The organism is Prevotella sp. P5-126, assembly GCF_002251185.1.
Classification (GTDB): Bacteria; Bacteroidota; Bacteroidia; order Bacteroidales; family Bacteroidaceae; genus Prevotella.
On the sequence record NZ_NPIZ01000067.1, the window covers coordinates 86,341 to 110,301 of the forward strand.

At 44.8% G+C, this 23,961-nt stretch carries 18 protein-coding genes, 1 tRNA gene and 1 pseudogene; 4 read left to right on the top strand and 16 right to left on the bottom strand.

Annotated features, from left to right (window positions below):
• Positions 1-2,496: a GH36-type glycosyl hydrolase domain-containing protein gene (locus CIK90_RS07630; RefSeq protein WP_094390515.1), complete on the top strand. Its 2,496-nt coding sequence runs from the start codon at positions 1-3 to the stop codon at positions 2,494-2,496.
• 166 nt (positions 2,497-2,662) lie between these two features.
• Here CIK90_RS07630 and CIK90_RS07635 read toward each other — a convergent pair whose 3' ends face one another.
• The 12 genes from CIK90_RS07635 to rsfS all read right to left on the bottom strand — a co-directional run bounded on the left by CIK90_RS07635 (position 2,663) and on the right by rsfS (position 15,538).
• Positions 2,663-3,232, bottom strand: a complete 570-nt coding sequence (locus CIK90_RS07635) for an aminodeoxychorismate/anthranilate synthase component II (protein WP_094464770.1) — start codon at positions 3,230-3,232, stop codon at positions 2,663-2,665.
• On the bottom strand, positions 3,229-4,653 hold the full coding sequence (locus CIK90_RS07640; RefSeq protein ID WP_094390517.1) for an anthranilate synthase component I family protein: 1,425 nt from the start codon (positions 4,651-4,653) through the stop codon (positions 3,229-3,231). The genes CIK90_RS07635 and CIK90_RS07640 overlap by 4 nt, the downstream gene beginning before the upstream one ends.
• Positions 4,640-5,848 carry a tryptophan synthase subunit beta gene (trpB, locus tag CIK90_RS07645; RefSeq protein WP_094440174.1) on the bottom strand — a complete coding sequence of 403 codons (1,209 nt, stop codon included), beginning with the start codon at positions 5,846-5,848 and terminating at the stop codon, positions 4,640-4,642. Before trpB ends, CIK90_RS07640 begins: the two co-directional genes overlap by 14 nt.
• A gap of 36 nt (positions 5,849-5,884) precedes the next feature.
• Positions 5,885-6,661, bottom strand: coding sequence for a tryptophan synthase subunit alpha (gene trpA / locus CIK90_RS07650; protein WP_094390519.1), 777 nt, complete (start codon positions 6,659-6,661; stop codon positions 5,885-5,887).
• A gap of 60 nt (positions 6,662-6,721) precedes the next feature.
• Positions 6,722-7,345, bottom strand: a complete 624-nt coding sequence (locus tag CIK90_RS07655) for a phosphoribosylanthranilate isomerase (RefSeq protein ID WP_094447147.1) — start codon at positions 7,343-7,345, stop codon at positions 6,722-6,724.
• Positions 7,342-8,148, bottom strand: coding sequence for an indole-3-glycerol phosphate synthase TrpC (locus CIK90_RS07660; RefSeq protein WP_094464772.1), 807 nt, complete (start codon positions 8,146-8,148; stop codon positions 7,342-7,344). The genes CIK90_RS07655 and CIK90_RS07660 overlap by 4 nt, the downstream gene beginning before the upstream one ends.
• Positions 8,149-8,152: 4 nt before the next feature.
• Entirely contained in the window at positions 8,153-9,154 is a 1,002-nt protein-coding gene (gene trpD, locus CIK90_RS07665; protein WP_094464790.1) for an anthranilate phosphoribosyltransferase, read from the bottom strand.
• Positions 9,155-9,467: 313 nt separating this feature from the next.
• Positions 9,468-10,466 (bottom strand): hypothetical protein, encoded by a 999-nt coding sequence (locus CIK90_RS07670; RefSeq protein ID WP_094390522.1) that lies wholly within the window; start codon positions 10,464-10,466, stop codon positions 9,468-9,470.
• Positions 10,467-11,176: 710 nt separating this feature from the next.
• On the bottom strand, positions 11,177-12,130 hold the full coding sequence (locus tag CIK90_RS07675; RefSeq protein ID WP_094390551.1) for a glycoside hydrolase family 5 protein: 954 nt from the start codon (positions 12,128-12,130) through the stop codon (positions 11,177-11,179).
• 63 nt (positions 12,131-12,193) lie between these two features.
• Positions 12,194-13,063: a phosphatidate cytidylyltransferase gene (locus tag CIK90_RS07680; RefSeq protein ID WP_094464774.1), complete on the bottom strand. Its 870-nt coding sequence runs from the start codon at positions 13,061-13,063 to the stop codon at positions 12,194-12,196.
• Positions 13,060-15,126, bottom strand: coding sequence for an ATP-dependent zinc metalloprotease FtsH (gene ftsH / locus CIK90_RS07685; protein ID WP_094464776.1), 2,067 nt, complete (start codon positions 15,124-15,126; stop codon positions 13,060-13,062). Before ftsH ends, CIK90_RS07680 begins: the two co-directional genes overlap by 4 nt.
• A 52-nt stretch (positions 15,127-15,178) precedes the next feature.
• Positions 15,179-15,538, bottom strand: a complete 360-nt coding sequence (gene rsfS / locus CIK90_RS07690) for a ribosome silencing factor (RefSeq protein ID WP_094390525.1) — start codon at positions 15,536-15,538, stop codon at positions 15,179-15,181.
• 147 nt (positions 15,539-15,685) lie between these two features.
• Between rsfS and CIK90_RS07695 the strand changes: the two genes are divergently transcribed.
• From CIK90_RS07695 to CIK90_RS07705, 3 genes and pseudogenes are all read left to right on the top strand, one after another.
• Positions 15,686-15,756 (top strand) — tRNA-Gln (locus CIK90_RS07695).
• An 820-nt stretch (positions 15,757-16,576) separates the two neighbouring features.
• Positions 16,577-16,915: pseudogene (locus tag CIK90_RS07700) on the top strand (type II toxin-antitoxin system RelE/ParE family toxin).
• 2 nt (positions 16,916-16,917) lie between these two features.
• A complete protein-coding gene (locus tag CIK90_RS07705) occupies positions 16,918-17,247 on the top strand; it encodes a helix-turn-helix transcriptional regulator (protein ID WP_094434324.1) in 330 nt (109 codons plus the stop codon).
• 217 nt (positions 17,248-17,464) lie between these two features.
• On the opposite strand, the gene CIK90_RS07710 is transcribed toward CIK90_RS07705, so the two are convergent.
• The 4 genes from CIK90_RS07710 to CIK90_RS07725 all read right to left on the bottom strand — a co-directional run bounded on the left by CIK90_RS07710 (position 17,465) and on the right by CIK90_RS07725 (position 23,803).
• Positions 17,465-18,622, bottom strand: coding sequence for an OmpA family protein (locus CIK90_RS07710; protein WP_094440178.1), 1,158 nt, complete (start codon positions 18,620-18,622; stop codon positions 17,465-17,467).
• Between the two features lie 13 nt (positions 18,623-18,635).
• Positions 18,636-19,241, bottom strand: coding sequence for a hypothetical protein (locus CIK90_RS07715; RefSeq protein WP_094464778.1), 606 nt, complete (start codon positions 19,239-19,241; stop codon positions 18,636-18,638).
• A gap of 166 nt (positions 19,242-19,407) precedes the next feature.
• A complete protein-coding gene (locus CIK90_RS07720) occupies positions 19,408-22,524 on the bottom strand; it encodes a hypothetical protein (RefSeq protein ID WP_094464780.1) in 3,117 nt (1,038 codons plus the stop codon).
• A 238-nt stretch (positions 22,525-22,762) separates the two neighbouring features.
• Positions 22,763-23,803, bottom strand: coding sequence for a site-specific integrase (locus CIK90_RS07725; protein WP_094464782.1), 1,041 nt, complete (start codon positions 23,801-23,803; stop codon positions 22,763-22,765).
• Between the last annotated feature and the right edge of the window lie 158 nt (positions 23,804-23,961).

Below are 23,961 nucleotides of genomic sequence, written 5' to 3' on the forward strand. Positions count from 1 at the left end.
ATGGAAAACAAGCTCTATGGTCACTACAATGACCAACAACGTGAGTATGTCATCACAGACCCTAAGACCCCGTTTCCTTGGATAAACTATCTGGGCAACGAAGACTTCTTCTCACTCATCTCTAACACAGCAGGTGGATACAGTTTCTACAAAGACGCTAAGTTCCGCCGCATCACACGTTACCGCTACAACGGCGTACCAATGGACAACGGAGGACGCTACTTCTACATCAAGGATGGCGATACCGTGTGGAACCCAGGATGGAAGCCTTGCAAAACACCACTCGACTTCTACGAGTGCCGGCACGGTATGAACTACACACGCATTACTGGTGCAAAGAACGGTATAGAAGCCAGCGTACTATTCTTCGTTCCATTAAAGACATGGGCTGAAGTACAGCGCGTAACCTTGAAGAATACCACCAACGAAACTAAGCGTATCAAGCTCTTCTCGTTTGCTGAATGGTGTCTGTGGAATGCGGCTACCGACATGGAGAATTTCCAACGCAACTGGTCAACAGGTGAAGTGGAGATTGACGGTAGCGTTATCTACCATAAAACAGAATACAAAGAGCGCCGTAACCACTATGCATACTATGCTGTGGCTAATTCTAAAATCGACGGATATGATACAGACCGTGAGTCGTTCATCGGACTATACAACGAATTTTCAAACCCACAATGTGTCATGGCTGGCAAGCCAAGCAACAGCCTGGCACACGGATGGAGCCCTATTGCCTCACACTATATCGAGGTTGAACTGAAACCGGGTGAGACCAAAGACTATATCTTCATCCTCGGCTATGTAGAAAACGAACAAGACGAAAAGTTCTGCAAGGAAGATATCGAGCGCAAGAAAAAAGGTGAACTCATTTCTTCACAGGATAGCGACGTGACACTCGTCAACAAAACCAAAGCCAAGGCTACCATCGAGCGCTTCGCTACCGTAGAGGCTGTAGAGGCTGCTTTTGCTGAATTGCGCACCATGTGGGACGAACTACTCGATAAGTATGTAGTAAAGAGCGACGACGAGAACTTGAACAGAATGGTCAACATCTGGAACCAGTACCAATGTATGATTACCTTCAACTTCTCACGTTCTGCGTCATTCTTCGAAAGCGGCGTAGGACGTGGAATGGGATTCCGCGATTCCAACCAAGATCTTGTTGGCTTTGTTCATCAAGTACCAAGTCGTGCACGCCAGCGCATTATCGATATTGCATCAACACAATTCCCCGACGGAGGATGCTACCACCAATACCAACCACTCACCAAGCGCGGCAACAACGACATCGGTGGCGGTTTCAACGACGACCCCATGTGGCTCATCTTCGGTACAGTTGCTTATATCAAAGAGACGGGCGATTTCTCAATTCTCGACGAAATGGTACCTTGGGACAACGAGCCTGGAACAGAAGTCACACTATTTGAGCACCTGAAAATATCATTCAACCACGTAGTCAACAACCTCGGTCCTCACGCTCTACCACTCATCGGACGTGCCGATTGGAACGACTGTCTCAACCTGAACTGTTTCTCATGGGATCCCAACGAGAGTTTCCAAACTACCGAAAACAAGACAGAAGGTTCAAAGGCAGAATCCCTCATGATTGCCGGCCTCTTTGTACTCTGCGGCAGACAGTATGTAGAACTCTGCAAACAGATTGGCAAGCCAGAAGAAGCAGATCGTGCACTCGGACATATTAATAATATGGTGAAGGCCGTAAAGGAACACGGATGGGATGGCGAATGGTATCTGCGTGCATACGACTTCTATGGCAACAAGATTGGTTCTAACGAAAACGAGGAAGGAAAGATATTTATCGAGTCACAAGGATTCTGCACCATGGCAGGCATCGGACTTGAAGAAGGCATGTGCGACAAAGCAATCGACTCCTGCAAGAAATATCTCGACTGCGAACACGGTATGGTGCTCAACAATCCCGCATACACCACCTATCATGTGGAAATGGGTGAGATTTCTTCATACCCCGCAGGATATAAAGAGAATGCAGGTATCTTCTGTCACAACAACCCATGGGTTATCATCGGAGAAACTGTTGCAGGACGCGGTAACGATGCATGGGAACTCTTCCGCAAGATTTGTCCTATGTACATCAAAGACCAAGACCTCCACAAGGTTGAACCATACGTCAACTGTCAGATGGTGGCAGGTAAAGATGCTGCTAAACCCGGTGAAGGAAAGAACTCATGGTTGACCGGTACTGCCGCATGGATGTGGTATACAGTCAGTCAGTTCCTATTGGGTATCAAGCCTACATACGATGGTATTGAAATCGATCCTTGTCTCCCATCAGACATGAAGGAATATAGCATCAAACGTATTCTGCGCGGAGCCGAATTTGACATCGTAGTCAAAAACCCACGCGGAAGCGAGAAGGGTGTGAAACAGATTACCGTTGATGGTCAACCCATCGAAGGAAACGTCATCCCCTGCACAGCAGGTAAGCACGCTGTAGTTGTGGAAATGGTATAATACACAACAATCAATAGACCACGGTATCCAATTCAAATAGAGCATCGTAATTAGCAGTCAAGCTATCCCAACAGTTGCTCGATACAATGGTCAATCTAACTTAAGAGCCAGTCTGAACAACATCAGACTGGCTCTTTCTTCAGCATATAGTCAACTGGAATTCCGATTATTTACCTAGTTCTAACCAATTGGCAAGCATAGCATGTCCATCGGGAGTCAGCACACTCTCTGGATGAAACTGAATGCCGCGAATGTCATACTGCCTATGGCGAAGTGCCATAATCTGACCGTCATCGCTCTCGGCAGTTATTTCTAAGCAATCAGGAAAATTCTCACGATCAACCACCCATGAATGATAACGTCCAACTTCTATGCGACGAGGCAATCCGCGGAATATCGGATCATCTGCCACAATACTGCAAGGAGTGGCGATTCCATGATACACTTCCGAAAGATTGGCCACCTTACCACCAAACACTTCGCCAATAGCCTGATGACCCAGACACACACCAAGTATAGGTTTGCGACCAGCATAATGACGAATAACTGCCAGCAACAAACCTGCCTCAGAGGGAACACCCGGTCCGGGACTGAGGATAATCTTATCGTATTGTTCCAGTTGTTCCAATTGAAACTGGTCGTTACGTACTACGCTGACTGTTGCTCCCAACTCCTTCAACAGATGAGACAGATTGTATGTAAACGAGTCGTAGTTGTCAATAATCACTATATTCATAATTCTTCTGCCATTCGGATGGCCTTGACAAGGGCACCCAGTTTATTATTACATTCTTCTAACTCATAGTTGTCATTACTCTTGGCAACCACACCACTTCCAGCCTGGAACCACAGTTCGCCATTGCGACTGATAAAGGTTCGGATGACAATAGCTTGGTTTAAGTCGCCATTGAGCGATATACTACCTATACATCCGCCATAGGCTCCACGATTATGGGGCTCCAGTTCGCTTATAATCTGCATGGCACGTACCTTAGGCGCACCACTCAATGTACCCGCAGGAAAAGTATCGATAAAGGTACGGATGGTATTAGCTCCCTCGTCAAGCGTACCGCTAACACGGCTGACAAGATGAATGACATGACTGTAGAACTGCATATCCTTATAGAAATCAACTTTGACATCATGACAGTTGCGGCTCAGATCATTACGTGCCAGATCAACCAACATGACATGTTCGGCATTCTCCTTTGGGTCGTTACGTAGAAACTCGGCATTCTTCCGATCCTGTTCTGTATTGCCTGTACGACGGGTTGTGCCAGCAATAGGATCGATATAAGCCTTATTGCCCACGATGCGGTTATGGGTTTCGGGTGAGGAACCGAAGATACGAAACCCACCGAAATCAAAGTAGAACAAATAGGGCGAAGGATTGATGCTACGCAAAGCGCGATACAGTTTGAAGTCATCACCCTCATAGCGCTGTACAAAACGGCGACTGACCACTATCTGAAACACATCTCCACGCATACAATGTTCCACACATCGACGGATGTTAGCCTTATGTTCCTCATCGGTCAACGTAGATGTTGTATCGCCAACAGGATGAAAATCATAGGCTTTGACCGACGCCTTGTTGATGGCGCGAAGCAACATATCCATCTCAGAAGTATCATCAGGTCGTTCGCCAAGTGTGACAAGCGTCATGGTATTGTTAAAATGGTCGAACACAATAACATCGCGGAAGAGCACATAATAGATATCTGGGGCATCATTTTTCTCCATCGTTGTGTCACGCACAGCAATATTCTCAAAATAGCGCACAGCGTTAAACGACGTAAAGCCATAGAGTCCACAGTATTCCTGTCCTTCTCCACAAACGTGAAACGAATGTATAAAACGGTCAATGGCATCGGCGATAGCCAGTTTGCAACGGTCTCCATCATCGGTTCGTGGTAGCGTTTTCTGTTGGTTGGTACCATCGGGATATTTACAGGTCACCACTCCATGTCCTATAGCAATACTTGCCAAAGGATGAACACCAATAAACGAACGCGCATTGTCATTACCATGATAGTCAGAGCTCTCCATCAGCGCCGACTGTGGATATAGGTCTCGCAAGCGCATATAGACCCCAACGGGTGTATGCAGGTCGGCCAGAATATGCCGACAATAGGTTGTATAGTTAAAAGTTTCCATATTCTTTAGCCATTGATTTGTTACTGAGATAGGTTTCCACATCCTTATCACCGCGTCCGCTGACGGTCAGCACTACCACATCATCGGGTTTGAACAAATGTTTCATCTTGGCAAGTGCCGCAACAGCATGAGCACTCTCGATAGCAGGAATAATACCCTCCATACGAGTCAGTTCATAACCGGCATAGATGGCCTCATCATCATTGACAGCCAAAATATGGCTTCTGCCACGCGTTGCTAAGTCTGCATGCATCGGTCCAATACCAGGGTAGTCCAGTCCGGCACTAATGGTAAAGGCCTCTTTAATCTGTCCACCATCGGTCTGCATCACCAAAGTTCGTGCGCCATGTATGATTCCCTCTGTACCACAGTGCATTGTGGCGGCAGTATAGTCGGTATCAATACCATGTCCGGCAGCCTCAGCCAGATAGATTTGCACGCGGTCGTCATCAATATAATGGTAGATAGTACCTGCGGCATTTGAACCACCTCCCACACAAGCAATAAGATAGTCAGGATAGTCACGACCAACCTTTTCTTCCAATTGTACTTTGAGTTCCTCACTGATAACACTCTGCAAACGGGCAACGATATCAGGATAAGGATGTGGTCCCATCGTGCTACCTACTATATAGAAGGTATCTTGCGGATGACAACACCAGTCGCGAATAGCTTCTGAACAAGCATCACTCAATGTCATATTGCCAGTACGTACAGGATGTACTTTGGCGCCCAGCATGCGCATACGTTCCACATTAGTATGTTGACGCTCTACGTCAGTTGCTCCCATGAATATCTCACACTCCATATTCATCAGGGCACATACCGTTGCCGTTGCCACGCCATGCTGTCCAGCACCGGTTTCAGCAATAATGCGCGTCTTCCCCATACGCTTAGCCATCAGAATTTGTCCCACGGTATTATTAATCTTATGTGCACCAGTATGGTTCAAATCCTCACGTTTCAGATAGAGTTGGCAACCATATCGTTCGCTCATGCGCTTAGCATAGTACAGAGGTGACGGACGTCCTACGTAATCACGCAACAGCGCATAGTATTCGCGGCGAAAGTCCTCACTTTCCAGAATAGGGCGATAAGCCTGCTGCAAATCAGTTACACATTTATATAAGATTTCGGGAACGTAGGCTCCGCCAAACTTTCCGAAGAATCCTTTCTCGTCAACTTGATATTTCATATTGTATAGATGTTATAGTATGGATAATGGTCTGTTTTATTTTTGAAGAGCTTCATAGAGTGCATCGAGTGCTTGATTGGCATTACCAGTTTCTCTGAGTAGCGTCACAAACTTGCTACCGATAATAGCTCCTGCTGCATTCTGTTGCGCACTCTCTAAGGTCTGTTTGTTGCTGATGCCAAACCCTATCATGCGCGGATTGCGCAAATGCATATTATTGATGCGGTTGAAATAGGCAAGTTTAGCCTCATCGAAACTGTTTTGCGCACCAGTAATGGCAGCCGAACTGACCATATAAATAAAACCGTCAGTATGTTCATCGATGAATCGAATGCGCTCTTCACTGGTTTCAGGTGTAATCATCATGATAACTCGAATGTCATAACGGTCGGCAATAGGTTTGACCACATTCAGATAATCATCGAAAGGCAGATCAGGAATGATGGTTCCACTGATACCACTTTCAGCACAACGACTGAAATAGGTTTCATATCCCATGTGCATAACGGGATTCAGATAACCCATCAATACCAGGGGTATTGTGACTTCATCCTTGATGGCAGCCAACTGGCGCAACAGCAGATCGAGTGTCATTCCGTTTTTCAATGCTACAGTACCAGCACTCTGAATGACAGGACCATCTGCCAATGGGTCACTAAAGGGCATACCCACTTCTATCATATCGATGCCACGACGCTGCATGGTCTTGATGACATCTGCTGTATTGTCAATATCTGGACAGCCTGCACAGAAATACAACGATAGCAGTTTGCGCTGACTGGCATTTTGGAAAAGTTGATTTATCTTGTTCATTGTTTTTTATTCTTGTCGATGTTGTCGGAGTACCAACTCCTTATTTATTATTAATGTATATCACAATATTTCGCGAACAGTTTGCAGATATTGCTTGAGTAGCGCCACATCTTTATGACCAGGTGCTACTTCAAAACAACTATTGAGATCGATACCACACCATCGTGGATGTTGGAAGCGGAGTAGCTCTTCGGTGTTGTGCATGCCAAGTCCGCCACTCAATAGGAAAGGTGTAGTTCCCTTGTAATGACGCAACACCTCCCAGTCAAAACATTTTCCACTACCTCCATAATCTGGAGTCTTTGTATCGAATACGAAGTAATCTACAATTCCATCGTATGAGCCACATTGTTTCAAGTCGTTGACAGATGCCACACTGACAGCTTTGAGTAGCAATTCCACCCCATTCGCTTTCAGCTGACGACAAAATTCCGGTGTCTCTTGACCATGAAGTTGCACGCCATTGAGGTTGTAATCATTGATACATTGCAGAATATGCATTACCGAATCATTAACAAATACACCAATACGCTCCACACCGGCATCCGCCTCACAACGTGATACAGGACGACTGACGCAACGGGGAGATTTCTGATAGAAGATGAATCCCATCATATGAATACCCAACTGGGCTACTTGACGGATATTATCGGCATCGCGCATACCACATACTTTAACGATCATCGTGCCAAATCTTTGATAAACGCATCAAGAGCAAGTCCTGGATGTTCTTGTTTCATAAACTGTTCACCCATTAGAAATCCGCGATAGCCGGCAAGTCGAAGGCTATTGACCGTTTCGGGATTGGAGAGTCCACTTTCGCTGACCTTGCATCCTTCTTTTGGTAAACGGCTTGCCATGTGAAAACTGTTTTCCACATCAGTCACAAAACTTCCCAGATTACGATTGTTGATACCGTAAAGATCAGGAGCGAGGTCGGCATAATCGAGGTCGCGCTCACCATGCATCTCCAACAACACTTCCATTCCTAAATTGTGAGCTTCACGACACAGTTGACTGCAAGTATCATGGTCGATGGCTGCAGCTATTAGCAATACGGCAGAAGCTCCACAGCGACGAGCTTGTAACAACTGGTATTCGTCAATCACAAAATTCTTGTAAAGCACAGGGATAGTTACCCCACTCTGTCTCGCATCAACAATAAACGAGTCGTTACCGCCAAAATAAGTCTCATCGGTCAAGATACTCAAAGCGGCAGCACCATGCTGTTGATACGAGAGGGGAACCTCTGTTGCCAGTGCCGACTGGTGTATCCAACCTTTAGATGGTGAACGACGCTTGAACTCGGCAATAATGCCCGAAGTAGAATCTATAAGCGCTTTACGCATACTGCCACCCTCTGCCTGCTGTCCTTTGCTTTCCATCAGCCGATCGACCTCAGTAGCAAGTTTCCTTAATGGCAAAATTTGGCGGTTGCGCTCATTCTCAATTCGCTTATGGGCGATGATCTCTTCCAGAATATCCATAGCATCAATTGCGGTTGAGTTCCACAAACTTACGGAATGTAGCAAGAGCTTTTCCACTGTCAATACTCTCACGGGCAATATCTATACATTCCTCAATGCTCTTACTACCCTTTTCCATGACTTGAATACCAAAGGCAGCATTGGCAAGTACAATATTCTTTTGTGCGGGCAAAGCACGGTTTTCAAGTACAGCATCGAATATTTCCTTCGCCTCTTCCTCTGTAGCACCACCTTTAAGTTCTTCCGGACTTGCAACAGCAAAGCCAAGATCTTCAGGCCGGAACACCCGTTCATAGTCGTTGGTAGTCACTTTAAAGTCGCCAGTCAGTGATATTTCATCGTAACCATCAATACTATTGACGATACCATAGTCGATTCCAATTTTCTGATATACCTGACGGTAGAGTCGCATCTGGTCGAGATTGGCAACACCGAGCAACTGACACTTGGGCTGACTGGGATTGACCAACGGACCTAATAGGTTGAATACTGTAGGAAACTGCAATGCCTTGCGGATAGGACCGACAAATTTCATGGCCATGGCAAAGAGTTGGGCGTGTAGATATACGACACCAGCCTCGTTGATGCTTCGATTGAGTTTATCGATATCATCGGTAAAATCCACACCATGGTTTCTGATAACATTCGATGCGCCGCTTACCGATGTGGCTGCAAAGTTACCATGTTTTGCCACCTTATAGCCAGCACCGGCAATAACGAAGCACGAAGTCGTTGAAATATTAAACGTATTTTTGCGGTCACCACCAGTTCCCACCACATCAATATATCTGTCGCAATCGAGGATAGCAGGTACACCCGTTGCTAAAATACCGTCACGAAATCCCAGCAATTCATCCACTGTCACGCCACGCATTTGCAGTGCAGTGAGCAGTGCGATAATCTGTTCTTCAGGAAATTCGCTTTGTGTGATTCCCACAATGATGTTCTTCGTTTCTTCACGAGTCAGCGCCTCGTGATTCAACATTCTGTTCAAAATGTCTTTCATTTCCATGATGTTATTCTCCTTTTATTATTCATTTTATGTTTGTTATCTATAAAGAAAAGAGGCCCATCGTAAGAACGACAGGCCTCTTGTTTATTCTTTAAGTATCCACACGGCTGTTCGACTCACGATTCTTTCAATCTTGAGTTGCGCCACCACCATGCTGTAGATACAAATATTGTCATTGTCTTTTTTTGTTTAAATGATTATTCGGGTACAAAAGTAATCATTTTCTTTTAATCTGCAAATAAATCGCCAGAAAAAACTACATAACGCACATAAAAAGTATAAATCTCCTACAATTTGTTTTTTGTCATCACCTTACCATGATATCCTGAATATCTACATACCCCCTCATGCGTTCTTCGAGTTTATCTTTGAGATTGTCTTTCGGCTGAAGTCCCAGCTTTCTGCGGATATTAGCACGTTGGGTATTGATATTCGACTCCGTTTTATTGAGTAGCGAGCAAAGATCGCTGAGTTTTCTGTCACGCAGAATAAGCTGTACTATACGTCGCTCAGAAGGTGTCAGTTCGGGGAAAGCCTTCTCAATGCGCTGGCTAACTGAAGCCTCAGCACGTATGAATCGCGTCACATTGGCAATTATATGTCGCTGCGTTGTTTCATCAAACTGTGCCAACAGCAACCGTGTTTGGTCTTCCGTGTATTCAGCCCTTGCCAGTCTGATATACGATTTCACTTGTTTCTTATTGAGTCGCAAGATGTGCAGTAATTCCGCTTCATCGTGTTTCATCATCGTGTTTTCCTTCTGCAGTCGTTCCGCATTGCTGGAAATATGCACACCAAGTACTCCTGTATAGAGCAAAGTCAGCACCACGATAGCCAGACTCTGTATCATCATCGGATCGTTGGTAAATAGTGCACACAATACATACGCCAATATCGATACACCTATATTAATAAGTGAAAACATGGTCTGATACGTAGCAAGTGAGAAAGTGATATTTCCCAATAGCACTATCATTTGTATAAGGATAACCACATGCATGTGTTGCATATCTGGCACAATAGCTCCATAGATAGCATTTGTAGTCATCACCACCAGTGTGGTGAGTGTCATGAGCCTTACTACTGTATTGACACGAAACCATTGCAGTGCATATCCAACAAACCAGATCCAAGTAAGAGCCAACAATGTTCCATTGCTATACTTAAAAAATTCACTTGTAGGACCAGTCAGTTCCATCAGATTGGCAACCAATCCAATGGAAAGTAGGAACGTGTACCAGCAGGTAATCAGCTGGCGTTGTGTGTCAAGATAGTTTTTCTCCCTATGGAAGAATTTCTTGGCCATTTGAACGAACGGTTCAAAATCCGCTCTGAATGACATATCGTCGTTACTATACATAATGGTCTGGGGTGGGTTGGTAATTACTACATTGATATCGTTGACAAAATTACGAAAAAAGTTTGAGATTGACCGTTTTTTAGGTAAAAATTTGATAATTTATTGTGTTTTTGACTATATTTAAGGTGCTGTAAATTTGTATATTGCAGTATATTACTGTAATTTTGCAATCGTCAACAGGATGGATGCGCCGGGATAGAAGTTCCCATAACGAATCAATCAACCCGACTCATAAACACTACATGAATGACTATTTTGAAGATTTTACACCATGAAGCACTGATCTTTCTGTTAGTTACCGGTGCATTCACTTGATGACCTTCGTTGTTCGTATTCTCACCAAGCGTGGTATAGCACAAAAGCGAAGTATAAAAACACAAAAGGATATTATTATAGTTCTGTTTCTTACAGATGTGAATCTGCTACCCACAGAACCGAAAGGAGAAGTAAAGAGTGAGTGACTTCTCCATTTCGAAATTGCAACAGACAGCGATATTCATTAGTCCTTTTTTTATTCAAGAAAGAGCGACAGCCCAGCGGGGTCGTCGCTCTTTCCTATTTTTGTATTCATCATCATTAATCAGAATATCGGCTCAGACAGAATAATCCTCATCAAACAGATTCATCCCACTACACTTCATTTGGCAATGGGAATATTATTTATTGTATTTCCAAAGCAATCCTTTCACCAGTTTGCCATACTCCTTGATGACATCGTCGGGCCAAGGACCGGTGGCAGTAGCACGTGGCAAGAGCATTGAGCAACTCTCGTTTTTGTCGCTGATAGACCAGCATACCCAACTGATGCCAAGTCTTTCACACATCTGAATCCATTGTTCTTCACTCACAGGGTCAATCTTTCCATCACCACTGGCTTCAGTAGCACCACTTTCAGAGATAAACACGGGGATTCCTTTCTTTACAGCCTCTTCTGTTCGCTCACGCAGATAGTCGCCGTGTGTGGCTGCATAGAAATGTACGGTGTACATGATATTATTGAAACCCTGCAATGGACTCTCAGCCACCAAATGGATATCCTGATCCCAGTGTGGGCAACCTACGAGGACAATATTATCAGGGTCATACTTTCTGATTTCGAAAATCACCTCAGTAGCATACTTCTTCAGGTCAGCCCATGTATCTTCCACAGGTTCGTTATATATCTCGTAGATGACGTGCGGATACTTGCCGTAGCGCTGCGCCATACGACCGAAGAAGTCTTTAGCCTCAGCAGTTTTGAGGTTATGGCTGTGCCAGTCGATGATGACATAGACATTATTCTTGATAGCCGACTCAATGACCGGTGTCATGCACTGCATAGCGAAATCTGGATTCTCCAAGTAATTGTCTTCTATCAGTATTCCCATAGCGGCACGAATGACCGAAGCATTCCAATCCGTCTTGAGGGTCTTCACTACCTGTTTGTTATAGAATCGTGGCCAGAGATTATGCCATCCCAGACTGACGCCACGCAGGATAACAGGGTTTCCTTGTTGGTCACAGAGTTGTGCACCTTTCACTTGCAACTGTCCATACTGTTTTACGGGGTCTGCAGCCTTAACTGTTGCAGCTGCCATAAGCATAACGACAGCAAGAAAAAGCGTTTTCAATGCTGCCGGAAAGTGTTTATTCATCATTAGTTTTCTGTTTTGTTATTGTTAGGAGAAATTGGTTCAGAACAAAGAGATGGTGTAGAGATAGACCACAGCCGCAGGAATAGCCAAGAGCGAAGAGTCGAAGCGGTCGAGCATTCCTCCATGTCCTGGCAGTATATTGCCACTGTCCTTGATACCCATGGTGCGTTTAAACAGGCTCTCCACCAAATCGCCCCAGGTACCAAACACTACAACGACGAGTCCTAATCCGAGCCATTCCCATGTGGCCAGCATCGACGTCATGCCCAACAACTGCCCGTTATCTACATACTTAGCAATGACCCATGCCACAGCCAATACTACGACACATCCACCGATACTTCCTTCCCATGATTTTCCTGGCGATACTCTTGGGAAGAGTTTGTGACGTCCAAGTAGCGAGCCCACGCAGTAGGCACCCGTGTCGTTCATCCACAAGAAGACAAATACCGACAGTGGCAGTATGGGATTAAACATCACGATTCCCTCTGGTGTTGCATTAAATGCCAACACATTAAGCAGTGAGAACGGCAGTGCAATATACATCTGTGAGAACATCGTATATGCCCAGTCGTTGATTGGATCAGTTTGTTTCAGATAGAGTTCTGCAACGATAAGATAGATGACCGTCACCAGATAAGGGATAAACACCACCGATTTTGCCATTCCTCCATAGACATCGCTACAGAAGAAAGTCATGGCAAGGAAGAAATACACGCCAGCCACAGTAGTGATGAAGCGATTGATGGCCACCCCTTCGCGCTGATTTACCAGTCCTCCAAACTCCCATATAGTGAGTCCGGTGATGAATGCGAAGAGCAGCACCATAGCTTCAGGGCGCAGAAAACTTGCCACAATGGCAGCCACAAATAATATACCGGTAATGGCTCTTACTATAAAGTTTTTCATTGATTTTCTTCTTTGTTGTGATTATCCGTATCGTTGTCATCCACTGGTGTGGCATTATTCTCTTGTTGTGCTTTCAGTGCAGCCTCAGCCTCCAGTCGCTTGCCACGTTCCTCTGCCATGCGCTCTGCTTCCGCACGCTGCTGAGCCTCAAGCAATTCTTCTGCACGACTGGCCCATGGGCGCTTGCCGAATATTTTCTCCACATCCTCTGCGAATATCACCTCACGCTCTATCAGTAGCTGAGCCAATTGAGCATGTCCTTCCTTATGTTCGCTGAGAATCTGCTTGGCACGGTCATATTGTTCGTTGATCATCTTCAGCACCTCATCGTCCATCACCTTAGCGGTCGTTTCAGAGTAAGGACGCTGGAACTGGTATTCGCTATTGTTGTAATAGCAGATATTGGGCAATTTGTCACCCATACCGGCATAGGCAATCATGCCATAAGCCTGTTTGGTAGTGCGTTCCAGATCGTTCATCGCTCCAGTAGAGATATGTCCGATGAAGAGTTCCTCTGCCGCGCGTCCGCCCAACAGTGAGCACATCTCATCGAGCATAGCCTCCTTGGTTTGGATTACGCGCTCTTCGGGCAGATACCATGCAGCGCCCAGTGCTCCGCCACGTGGCACGATGCTCACTTTGACGAGTGGGTTAGCATGTTCTGTAAACCATGATATGGTAGCGTGACCCGCTTCGTGTATAGCGATCGAGCGTTTTTCCTCGTTGGTCATGATTTTGGTTTTCTTTTCCAATCCTCCGATGATGCGGTCAACCGCATCAAGGAAATCCTGCTTGCCCACTCTATGGCTATTGTGGCGCGCTGCAATCAGGGCAGCTTCGTTGCACACATTAGCAATATCAGCGCCAGAGAATCCTGGAGTCTGACGTGCCAAGAAGTCCACATCTACAGTATCGTCGAGTTTCAATGGTCTGAGGTGTACCATAAACACCTCCTTGCGTTCGTTCAAATCGGGCAGATCCACATGAATCTGTCTATCGAAGCGTCCTGCACGCAGCAGTGCCGAGTCGAGCATATCCGCACGGTTGGTGGCTGCCAGCGTAATAATTCCGCTGTTGGTACCAAATCCGTCCATCTCCGTGAGCAGCGCATTGAGCGTATTCTCACGTTCATCGTTTCCACCCATTGATGGATTTTTCGAGCGGGCACGTCCCACGGCGTCAATCTCGTCGATGAAGATGATGCAAGGAGCCTTTTGCTTAGCTTGTTGGAAGAGGTCGCGCACACGACTGGCCCCCACACCCACAAACATCTCTACGAAGTCACTTCCACTCATAGAGAAGAACGGCACGCCAGCTTCGCCCGCCACGGCTTTGGCAAGCAGCGTCTTACCCGTTCCTGGAGGGCCTACGAGCAGTGCGCCCTTGGGTATTTTTCCTCCCAGTTCAGTATATTTCTGTGGGTTTTTGAGGAAATCCACAATCTCTTGCATTTCCTGTTTTGCCCCGGCTTGACCAGCCACATCTTTAAAGGTAATGTTCAGTTCACCGCCCTTTTCATACATCTGAGCCTTTGACTTTCCTACATTGAATATTCCTCCGCTTCCTCCTTTGCCACCGCTCATACGGCGCATGATGAATATCCAAATAGCCACAATAATCACCAATGGCAAGACATTGATGAATATAGTATGAAGCAGTGCACTGTCCTGTTCATTGTCGTATGAGAAGTCGCCACTGAATTTCTTCTGTGCCCGCGCCTGCTCCACAAAGCGTTCCACTTGTTCCACAGAACCGATTTCCACTTCCACAGTAGGGTTCTGTCCCACTTGTTTCACACCACCGTTGAAAACATCTCTCAGGTGTTCCTTTTTAGGATACATGTGAAGTACATCCTTGTTTTTATTGACCACAATCTTCTGGGCATATCCTTTCATCACCATAGTCTGAAACTGGGTGTATGTTCGTTTTATGTTGACGCTGGATGAAGAGCCACCCTGTGTGAACATTGCGATGGCAATGCCAATGATGACAAGTCCATAAAGCCAGCTCATATTGAAGCGTGGCATATTCATGTTAGGTTCTTTCTTTTGATTATCGTTCATACCTTATATATAATATATGGCCCGCCGCATGGGGGCCGTCATTGTTTCAATGTCAGTCTAAGTCGGGAAGGTGTTTCACGTCAGCATCGTCCCAGAGATGTTCCAAATCGTAGTACTCTCTCACGTCCGGCAGAAACACGTGCACCATGACATCGGCAAAGTCGATAGCCACCCACTGTGCCGCTTCCGTTCCAGCCACCGCAATAGGTTTCTCTGCGAGTTCCTTTCTGACGGTTTCCGCCACCGAGTCCGCAATAGCATCCACCTGTGTAGGTGATGCACCTTGGCATATTACGAAATATTTGCAGATGGTGCCTTCAATGTGTTGCAAGTCAGCCACCACGATGTCTTTACCTTTTTTCTCTTGTATTCCTTTTATTATAGTTTCTACGAGTTGTGTCGATTGTTCCATTTTTATTCTATTTGAATTGCAAAGATAAGTTTATTTCTTGATAATAGTGCTTATTATGCTGTTTTTTTGCAGTTTTTTAGAAAAAAATCGCGTTTTTTTTTGTTGTTTCAAAAAAAAGCCGTACCTTTGCATCCGCAATTAAGGCATTGGGGTATGGTGTAATGGTAACACTGCAGATTCTGGTCCTGCCTTTCCTGGTTCGAATCCGGGTACCCCAACACAGTGAGAGTGTTGCAAACTACGATGGTTTGCGGCACTTATTTTTTTGCTTTTTCCTTAGTAAAATATGTTTCTGCCGATGAGTTTCATGTAGTCTGACCGTTACTTCATCAGAACTACATTCCTTTTCAGTTCGCCGCATCTCCCCTCTTTCTCCCATTCCGACCGTAATTTATTGGGACTTACTGCGGACTCACTTGGGACTTACTACGGAAGCACCACAGCCATGAGTCGATGAAACACACAGTGCCACAGCAGCGCAATTAGTATAGCAATGTAATAAAATAGTACCATGACTACATTTCCCGCTCCATTACAGTTTTACAGTTTTACAGTTTTCAAAAACGATTTTTTGGTCTAATTGAGTCGTTTTTCATGGTTCCCAACCCGTAAAACCGCTATAAAACCATCGTTTTTGCTTTTCAAAAACTGTAAAACTGTAAAACTGTAATAGAGTAATGAATGCAGAACGTATTACGCAAGTAAACATATTTCCATAATACATTACAAAGACGGAGTCATAAACTAAATACCAGAATGATCTTATGATAAAAATACGCTGAAACCTGCAGAATAGCTTAAAATAAACAGTTTTGTAATCTTCTCACCTCTAATAGAGGTACACAATTAAGTGGATTAACGAAAATCATATCTATTTACAAGTTGGATATTTCTTTATTCCAATTCAACCATTATAAGTTCTTTATGTGCATTTTCTCGCTTTCAAAATGTTAAAAATGAGCTATAAGATACATTTAAGTCCAAAATGTTTCTTGTTTATGAAACATAATATCTATCTTTGCAGCAAATTGAGAATGTATGGCACAAAACATCTTCCGTCTTGTCTTAACTGACGAGGCACAAAACTTTATTGAAAGTTTACCCGAAGCAGTATCTTACAAGATCTACTAAAACATCAAGCGTGTTGCAGGTGGAGAACGCAACAAGGAACTTTTCAAAAAGTTGGAAAACTCGGAAATATGGGAATTTCGTACATTGTACAACAAAACTGCTTATCGTTTATTTGCTTTTTGGGACAAAGAAAAAGAAACATTGGTAATTGCCACTCACGGAATCATCAAGAAAACCCAAAAAACGCCAAGCAAGGAAATTGCGAAAGCAGAAGCTATTAGAAAAGAATATTTTAAAAACAAATGATTATGGCACAGATGAATCTTACTCCATTGGACGATGTGCTTGACAAGCACTTTGGAAAAGTTGGCACTCCGAAACGTGACGCTTTTGAAAGTGACGTGGACGAAGCTTTACATGCTTGCCGTTTGGGAGAAGCCATCAAGAAAGCTCGTATAGAGCAGAACTTGACCCAAGAACAACTGGGTGAACGTATTGGTGTGAAAAGAGCACAAATCTCTCGATTAGAAAAAGGTTACAGCATAACTATACCTACTATGAGAAGAGTATTTAAGGCTCTTGGTGTAGTAACTGCAACCGTTGATTTAGGTACTGCAGGAAAAGTGGCTTTATGGTAAAGAATACCTAAAAAGGACTGCGTTGCCTATTGGCAATCGCAGTCCCAACCACTTTTAATAATTGTTTCTGTCCTGTTATTCAAGTTTCCGCTTATTTCTATCAGCCAGAAGTTTTAGTATCAGGACAATACAGATACCCACTAAAACGAAGTATCCTAAAAAAACACAGAAAATGATTGCAGAAGTATTCAATGCTCTAACTATTTATATCTGTTTATTATTTCGCAATCACAATAGACACACGGTTTTTGTCGTTTTCAGCAAACGGCTGCACACGTGCGCCCTTTGAATCAGAAGTGATACGGGCTTTGGCAATACCATACTGTTCGGTCAGCACTTTAACAACAGCATTGGCACGCTGAGCAGCGAGACGGTCGTTGATGGTATTGTTTCCAGTTCCTGCATCAGCATATCCAGTAACGGTCACCTTTGCTTCAGGATAAGAGTTGAGGAAATCAACCACTTCCTTGATTTTATCCTGTTCAGCCTTGGCAACAACTTTTGAATTGATGACAAAGAATACGTCGCGACGTATTTCTTCCACCTTCTTCACCTCTACGGTTTCAGCTTTAGGCTGTTCTACAGGAGCCACTGTCTGGGGAGCGGGTTCCACAACTTGCTGTGGCTGAGTTTCAATCACCTGAGGTTTCTGGCGTTTAGTATAGCTTTTGCCCAAATTGATGCGCACTCCTGCCAGTGCATTAAAGTACCAGTCGGCATTTCCAGCCTTCTTTGAGTTATACTTATCGCTGATGATATTGGCGTTACCCTCTACCATAAAGCTCAGTGTATTGTTGATGCGAATAGCCACATCCACACCTGCACGACCGAAAGGACGCACCTTTTTACCTTGCCAGAGATACTCCAGATTGTAGTCATCCACGTTTTTGAGCGTAGCAGCAATATTGTTGACCTCTCCATTGCCACCTGCCCAGTTGATGCCTCCACCGAGGAAAGCACTCACGTTCAGTGTGCGCATAGGATTCCAACCGCAGAAGAGGTTAGAGAGATTGACCATCACATCGAGTCCCGGAGCCACATATTTATATTTATAAGTAGCGTTGTAGGGTTTGTCTCCCACCTTTGCGCGGAAGCCAGCCCATCCGCCGCGGCTCCACAGACCGTTGGCTTGTGCGCGCACTCCAACTACTGGCGAGAACTGATATCCGATAGCTCCTTGGAAGTTTGGCGACAGGAGATCACCGAATTTAGCTTCTCCCAGGGTGTATTGTCCACCAGCCTGAACATCGAGGAACCAATGTTTCTTAAACTGATATTCGTTTCCGTCACGATCAGTATAAGTAGTTTGTGCATGGGCAGTAGCCATGCCGGTAGCCATCAGTGCAGCGGCTAATAATGTTTTAACAGGTTTCATTGTTTCTTCTTTTTTACTTGTGTGAATTTGTTGATTTCAGTTTTTTGAGGTTTTTCTCCCTCATTTCCTGCTGATAGGTATTTGTCATCGAGTCGCGCTTATCGCCGTCAATGACCGTATGGTCGCCCGAATGAGAATCCATCATACAGAGTTTCCATGCGCCCATATAATCTACAGGTTTGAAATAGAACACCGTTTTGATCACATCAGGACCTTCAGTCTTATCGGTGAGGAAGGCCGTGCACTTCACCTCGTTGAGGTAAGTCTGATTAAACTTGATGTAGTCGATATGGTGGCTCTTGATCTTCAAGCTCTTCAGCATGCCAATCATGCGGTTGAGCTGTTGGTTGTCGAGTGGCTCTGGTTCGAGATAGACCGAATCCGGATTGTTGTATGCCTTATGAATCATGGCAGCCGCATCGGTGTAGCCACCGTGTTCAGCATATCCAAAGAATTGATCTACGAGTTGCACCACAGCCGCAGAGTCGGCATTGGTCAGAGCCAGTTCAAAACCGGTTTCCTTTGGTTCGGGTTTGTTTTGTTTGCATCCGACAGCCATCAACACAACGAGTGCGACAGCCATCGTGAGGACTTGACCTTTATTGAATAAATGTTTCATATTATCTTGATTTTACATTGTAAATGAACCCAAATCGGTCATTAGACCGAAAAGGTTTGTCATGTATATTAACCTAATGACCAATTTGAGTTTAAAAAAGGCAGGCACGTGCTGTCTCAGCCATGCCTGCCCTCCCTCTTGATTTATATGAAAAAGTATTTAACTGTTACTTTCTTACAGTTCTTGCAACTTGTGATTCCTTGACTGTAACAACAACCTCAGTATTCAAAACACCCCATTCGTAAGTGATCTTAGCAGGGATAGTAATGTGGAAGGTACCAACGGTCAGACCGTTGTTGTTGTAAGTCAGCGTACCGTACTTGTTAGCCTGGATAGGATTCTCAGTAGGAGCGGTGTACTTCAGTTCAATCAGACTGGTTACTTTCTTCAGCAGATCATTAGAATTACCGTTCAAGTCGGTAGTTGCATTGTCAGTATCCAACTCGATCTTAGAAACCTTGTAGTAAGCGAAGTAGTCGGTAGAAGGGAATGCACGGTTAGGATCGGTGAAGTCGAAGCCGTTCCAGTTCTTGAAGGTCAGGTTAACCTTAGATGTTGTAGCAACAGCGTCGGTGAACTCAGCAGTAGCGCTCTCAACAGAGATAGGACGGATGAACTTCACGTCGAACTCGTTGTTGTTGATCTTGATGCCAGCACCCCAGCAGAGGCTTGACTTAACAGCAACACGTGCAGTGAGTACGTTAGCAAGTTCCTTTGGACTGTAAGCGTTGAGCAGTACAAGAGCCTTAGCATCCTTAGACATTTCAACAACACCATCAGCGGTCAGAGTAGCAATTTTGAAGGTCTTAGCCTTGTCTCCATAGAGAGTCAGACCGTCAGCACTTGCATAGAAATCGTGACCGTCAACGAAGGTGAACTTAGCATTTGCAGCTACAGTGCTGTTCAACTTGTCGTATGGAGCAGCCATCTTGTCAACGGTAATCTTATTGCCAACGAGTGAGTTCTTGATATCGAACTTGAATTCGTCGTTAGAAGTTGGTTTACCCATCTGCTCTACGTTACCGTGGATTTCATCGTAACCAGTACCTGCAGTCAAGTTATTCGCAGCATACCAAGATTGCTGAATCTTGTTCACGTTGCCGAAGTTAGCAACAGGATTGATGTTGATAGCAGAAGGAGTCCAAGTGAACTTCACGTAGATGTACTTGTTAGGAGCAGTCTTACCAGGCTTCAAAGTGTAGCGAACGTATGTGCTAATAGAAGTTGGCTTCTTACCAGTAGCGTCAGCTGTGTTGAAGTGTGTGTAAGCCTCGTTTCCAGACATTGTCCACTGGAGAACCTGAGTCATAGTACCGTTAACGTCAGCGGTAGTAACGATAACCTTACCAATCTTAGGACTGATAGCGTTAGCATTGATTGTATTCTTGTCGAACTGTGTCAGGTCAGTTGCAGAACCATCGAGCTGGTAAGTATCCTCGAATTCAACCTTAGACATGTTAACCTCATTGTCAGCAAGAATCTTGTTCTCGATTTCATACCAAGTCACCTTCTTGTTGAGGGCGGGGTTAGCATCGTCACAGTTCAGAGTGAATGCAGTGTTGTCAGCGAAGTCCTTAGTGATTTGAGTTGGATCAGCAGTAGTTACGTTTTCTGCAATCTTAATCTTCATGTAGGCAACAGCAGCAATCTTGTTGTGAACGGTATCGTTCAGGATAACACGTACCAGAGGTTCGCGACCGATGATGGCACGAGTCTGAGCAGCACCGTAAGCCTGTTGCTTACCGTTATCGTCAACAGCCTGAGGACGCAGGGTGTAACCGTCAGCAGCAATAGCAGCGTGAGCACTCTGTGAAGTCAAGTTAACACCAGTGTGGTAACCTACGAGTTCGAAGCTATATTTGAAACCAGCTTCCTTCACTTTCTCTTCAGTAGCGTTTTCAGTCTCTACAGTTGTATAACCATGACCGTTAACAAACCATGAAGTGCGAATCAAAGAACGAAGGTCGATACCCTTATCATTGTCGTACTTAACTTCTGCAACAGGAGTTACACCGTCTTCAGTAGAGCTAGTCTGTACAGCTTTAGTAGCAGGATCACTATAAATTGTGCTTGTTGCACTTGTGAACAACCATGCACGCCAGTCGGTATATACTGACTTAGCGCTAAGAATGTGTACGTTGCTGTAATCTGAAGTTGTAAGTGTTGCGAAGTCAGAAGTTACAGTAGCGTCGTCCTTAGTATATTGCAGAGCAACGAGAGTCATCTCGCGATTCTCACCAGACCAACCTTCATATGTCAACTGTTTGATAGCCTCACCATCATACTTTGCAGATACGTTCAGCTTACCATCTTTGTTCTCTACCTTCTTCACAGTAAAGATAGAAGTAGCAGCTGCACGAGTAAAGTCTGTATATTTAGCGCTGCTCATGAGGAACTTATAGTCCTTAGCTTCCTCAGTAACGTCAGCGTTAGAGGGGTTCAGGAAATAAGAAGCCTTCATATCAGGAGCGAAGTAGAGAGGAGACTCTACAGTCACACCATCAGCAAGCAGAGCGTAGAAAGGAGCATCAGCAAGGAAATCGTCATCAGCGTTAACCTTCTTCACGCCCAGAGGCTGATACTTATAGGTTGCGAGATCAATAGCCTCAACACCATCAACATAGTGAGATGGGTTGAATACCATTGCGCGGAGTACTGAGTTCAGGTTCAATACGATCTTACCATCAACTGCGTCTTTCACACCTACGAGAGTCAGCACGCCCTTCTCCCAAGTTGCGGTGATAGCGTTTTCTGCAGTTGCAGTGTAAGGAATGTTGGTAGATTCAACTTTCGTACCGTCCTGGTAGATGTCGAAGCAACCAGTCTCTGGATTGGGAACGTAGTATTTACCATTCTTACCGTTCTCACCGGCAGCACCGTTTTCACCGTTGGTTCCGTTTTCACCATCCTTACCATTTTCACCACGTGCTGGGAATTTAGAGTCAACGTAACCGTTACCTTCGTCGTACCACCAGTTACCATTGTCACCAATCTTCCAAGACTTACCGTTCTGACCGTCTTTACCGTTAGAAATAGTGTAGTTTTTAGTTTGACCGTTCTGATTCAGAGTAATGGTCATTCCGTTTTCAGTAGGAGTTACTGAGGTGAGGATTGCACCATTGTTGATTTGCGTCTGAATGTTCTTGATGGTCTCCGACAATTTGTCAATCTGCTCCTGCAGATTGCTAATGTCATCATCGTAGTCCTTACAAGACGTAACAGTGCCAACGGTTGCAACGGTCATCGCACCCATCAGCAATACGCTAAAATACTTTTTGTTCATACGATTAAAAAAAATTAATTAAACAATTATATAAATGCTACATTTCTTACAAAACCCCATTATCTCCTGTGCGGAGATTAGAAATTATCCCATCTGTCAACAAAAAGTATTGTTATTGGCATATTTTTTTGAGCAGACTGATATACTCGTCAATTTGGTGTTGACGTGATGATAGGCAGTTAAGTGTGGGTTATCATCCTGATACCAATCTGCACGGTTTTATGGCAGAAGGGGGTTATTAGCCGTTATTCTCTACTGCGGCTATTAGTTTTTCGTTGGCACGGTCAATGACGTCGGCATCAATACTCTTCAGATAAATCTGAGTGGTCTTTTCTGAGTGATGACCAAGACTGTCGCTGATCACACTGACAGGGATGTCCATACCGCGGGCAATGGTTGCCCAGGAGTGGCGAGCAACATACATGGTGAGTGGTTTGGATAGTCCCAAACGCATTGATAAGCGCTTTAAGTGATAGTTGACTTTACTTTGTTGCTGTTGGTATTGGCGGCGCAACTTGAGTGTTGCGTCATTGTTGAGCACTCCCAAGAGGTGATCGCCATCGAGTGAGGGGTGACGATCCACAATGGTTTGCATCTCTGGACGCCATGCCACTTGCAGTTCCTGCCCCGTCTTGCACCTTTTATAAATAAGGTGTCCGTTGCGGATGTCACATCTCCGTAGATTGGCAATATCCACAAACGACATGCCACGGGTGTAGAAACTGAACAGAAACAGGTCGCGTGCCAAGGCTTCGTCAGCATTGGTGGTGCGATATCCTGCCACCAGAGTAATGGTCTCAATATCTACCGCACGCTTAGGAGTGCGTGGGTATCCGGTGAATACTCGGTCGAAGGGTCGTTTGTCAGTAATTGACAGCTGTCTCACCGCTTTGTTGTAGATGGCTCGCAACACGCGCATGTAGAACGACACGGTGTTGAGCGTAAGTCCAGCCTGCTTCAAGTGGCTTTCAAATGCTTCTACTTCTTGACTGCCAATGGCATCAAGGGCAATATCGTGCCCACCACGAAATTGCAAGAAGCGATTCACAGCGCATGCGTAGGTTTCGCGTATGCGCTCTTTGTTGTTGGTTCGTAACTGTTCCACAAGTGTTTCGACAAACTCTGAAAGTGTCGTTGCCACAGTGGATAAACATGCTGGCACATAGTCAGTATGGGTCACGAGGTAGTCGGCTTGAGCCTTGTCCAGCGTGATGGATAGTTTACCTGGTGTCGCACTACCTTTCATAATTCCTTTCGGCAATTCAATTTTAATTATCATCTTGAATGTGTTTTTGTTTGCACAAAAGTAATAAGGTTTGCAATACGTAGCATTACCTCAACGTCGCTATTATAGATATTATTGTATGCAAAAACACAAAAAAAATGATTTTATATGCTTAGCGCATAATAATACATAATAATTGATAAAAGACATTA